Raw genomic sequence first — 3,029 nt, 5'->3', positions numbered from 1 at the left:
CGCACCCCCTGCGCACCCGCCCCTTCCGGCTGCTGTTCACCGGCCGCACGCTCTCCCTGCTCGGCGACTCCGTCATCCCGGCGGCGCTCGCCATCGCCGTCTGGGAGGCGACCGGTTCGGCCTCCGCGCTCGCCCTCGTACTGGCCTGCGCGATGGTCCCCAAGCTGCTCCTGCTGCCCCTGGGTGGCGTCGTGGGCGACCGCTTCGACGCCCGGACGATCGCCCTCACCACGGACCTCGTTCGCTGCGCCACCCAGCTCCTCGTCGGGCTCCAGCTGCTCGGCGGCGAACCCACCCTGTGGCTCATCGCCACCGTCGAGGTCGTCGGCGGCGCGGCCGGCGCCTTCGCCATGCCGACCGGTGCTCCCCTGGTGACGGGCACCGTCGCGCCCGGGGCCCTCCAGCGGGCCAACGCCGCGATGGGCATCGCCCGCAGCGCCACCCGCCTCGGCGGCCCCGCCGTCGCCGGCGCCCTGATCCTGACCGTCGGACCCGGCTGGGCCTTCGTCCTGGACGCGGCCACCTTCGCCGCGAGCGCCGCCCTGCTGTCCGCCGTACGCGTCCGGCACGTCCCGATCCCCCGCCGCTCGCTGCGCGCCGACCTCAAGGAGGGGTGGCGGGAGGTCCGCGCCCGCGACTGGTACTGGACCAGCCTCGTCGGGCACAGCGCCTGGAACGGCGCCGCCGCCGTCCTGATGACCCTCGGCCCGGCCCTCGCCCTCTCCCAGCCCGGCGGCCGGGGCACCTGGGTCGCCTTCCTCCAGGCCGGCGCGATCGGACTGCTGGCGGGCTCGCTCCTGGCCCACCGCGCCCGCCCCCGGCGACCCGTCCTCGTCGCCAACCTCGGCCTCGCCGTCTACGCGCTGCCGCTGGTCCTGCTCGCCGGCTCCGCTCCCGCCCCGCTGACGATCGTCTCCTACGGCGTCGCCCAGGCCGGCCTGGGCTTCCTCTCCCCCGTCTGGGAGACCGCCGTCCAACAGGCCGTACCCGCCCACGCCCTGGCCCGGGTGACGTCCTACGACTGGCTGCTCTCGCTCGCCGCCATGCCGCTCGGCTACGTCCTGGCACCCGTCGCCGCCTCCGCCTGGGGCCCGGAGGTCCCGCTCGTCGTCGCCGCGGTGGCCGTGAGCGGCTGCTGCCTGGGCACGGCACTGGTCCCCGGCGTCCGGCGGTTCGGCACCGAACGATGAACCCACGCGCGGACGTTGTCGGCGCCGTCGCCTACCTTCGTACCCATGGTGGGGACGACGGGCCTGGCGATCAGGCTGAACGAGGCCGTGCGCGACGGGCGGGCCGGGGAACTGGTGGACTCGCTGGACGCGGCGGGGCGGCGGGAGTGCGCGCTGCTGCTGCAGGCGGAGGTCTGCCGGCGCGACGACCGGGACGCCGCGGCGGTCCTGACGGTGCTGGCCGGGCAGCGGCTCGACTGGTCCACGGCCGAGGCGGATGTGCTGCTGGCCCGGCTGGTGGGCCCGGACGCGGCCGTCGCCCCGCACGAGCTGCGCGAGCGCTTCCCCGTCCTGGTGCCGATCGCCCTGTCCGCGGTGGAGCAGTCCGAGGAACCCGACCGGGCGCGGCTGCGCGCGCTGCACCGGTGCGCGGCGGACCTCGTCACCTACCAGGGTGAGGCCCACCGGCCGGTCCGCGACCGGCTGGCCGCCCTGCTGGCCCGCGAGGTGCCGCTCGTGGACGGCAGGCTGCCGCGCCATCTGCTGGACTCCCTCGACGCGTTCGGCCCGGCGATGCGGTCCGCGCACGCGGACCTGCTCGCCGGCGAGGGTGTGGCCGCGTTCCTCGGGCACTGCGTGCTGGTGGACCGGCCCCGGGCGACCCGGACCTGGCGGAGGACGGCCGCGGTCCTCCTGGCGCGGACCGGGTCGGGCCCTGAGCTGGTGCGGCGGCTGCTGGAGGGCATCGCCGTCCAGCCCGAGCACCGGGTGTCCGACCTGAACCCCTGGGGGATGAGCCTCACCGGCATCGCGGGCGACACCAACACCTGCCTGGTCCGCGGACTGCTGTGGGCGGCGCTCGATCTGGACGCCGACCGGGCCGTCCCGCTGGCAGGCGCGATCGCGCTGCACGCGGGGACGGGCATCGGCGGCTCCGGAGGCATGTGCCGCAACCAGGCGCTGGCCACCACCGCCGTCGCCGTCCTGGGCTCCTGCGAGGGGCGGGCCGGCGAGCAGGCCGTCCAGTGGCTCGGCCGGCTGCCGAAGCAGGTCCGCAACCGGACGGTGCTCAAGGGGATCGCCGCGGCCCTGGAGACCGTCGCGGCACGCTCCGGCCTCACCCCGTCGATGCTGCGGGAGCGGGGTGTGCCGACGCACGGCCTGGACGGGCGCGGGATGCGCGAGGAGCAGCTCGGCGCCTACACCGCGGTGCTGTCGGTACGGGAGCCGGGCACGGCCGTGCTGTCGTTCCTGGGGCCCGGGGGCCGGGTCCTGAAGTCCCCGCCCAGGACGGTCCGGGACGAGCACGGCGAGCGGCTGACGCCGCTCCGGGCCGCCCTGAAGGGGCTGCGGGCCGAGCTGGCCGCCGAGCACACCCGGCTGGAGGAGCACCTGGCGGCCGGCACCGTCTGGTCCGCGGAGGACTGGGAACGGTACTGCGTCGACCACCCGGTCACCGGCGCCGTCGCCCGCGCCCTGCTCTGGGAGGTCGCCGCGGACGGCGAGCCCTGGAGCGCGGGGCTCGTGGAACGCACCGGTGGCGGCTGGGCGCTGGCCGGGGCGGGCGGCACCGCCACCCCGGTGGGGCCCCGTTCCCGGCTGCGGCTGTGGCATCCGGTCCGCGCCGCGGGCGAGGACGTGTCCGAGTGGCGGGACGAACTGACCGGGCGCGAACTGCGCCAGCCGTTCAAGCAGGTCTTCCGGGAGGTCTATCCGATCACCCCGGCCGAGGTGGCGACGGGCTCCTACTCCAACCGGTTCGCCGGGCACGTCCTGCGCTACGGCCAGGCGCGGGCACTGATGACGGAGCGGGGCTGGCGGGGGAACCACCTGGGGTACTTCGGGGAGGGGTACTCCTCC

General features: G+C 76.6%; 2 protein-coding genes. Both read left to right on the top strand.

Annotation, left to right across the window (positions count from 1 at the left end; all coding sequences use genetic code 11):
• On the top strand, positions 1-1,190 hold a 1,190-nt coding region (locus EAO71_RS37290), incomplete at its 5' end, for an MFS transporter (protein WP_147982210.1).
• Positions 1,191-1,235: 45 nt separating this feature from the next.
• Positions 1,236-3,029: DUF4132 domain-containing protein (locus EAO71_RS37285; RefSeq protein ID WP_147982209.1), on the top strand; the 1,794-nt coding region annotated here is incomplete at its 3' end.

This window comes from Streptomyces sp. MS191 (assembly GCF_008042125.1).
Taxonomy (GTDB): Bacteria; Actinomycetota; Actinomycetes; order Streptomycetales; family Streptomycetaceae; genus Streptomyces.
This window is presented reverse-complemented; position numbering and strand designations above follow the sequence as displayed.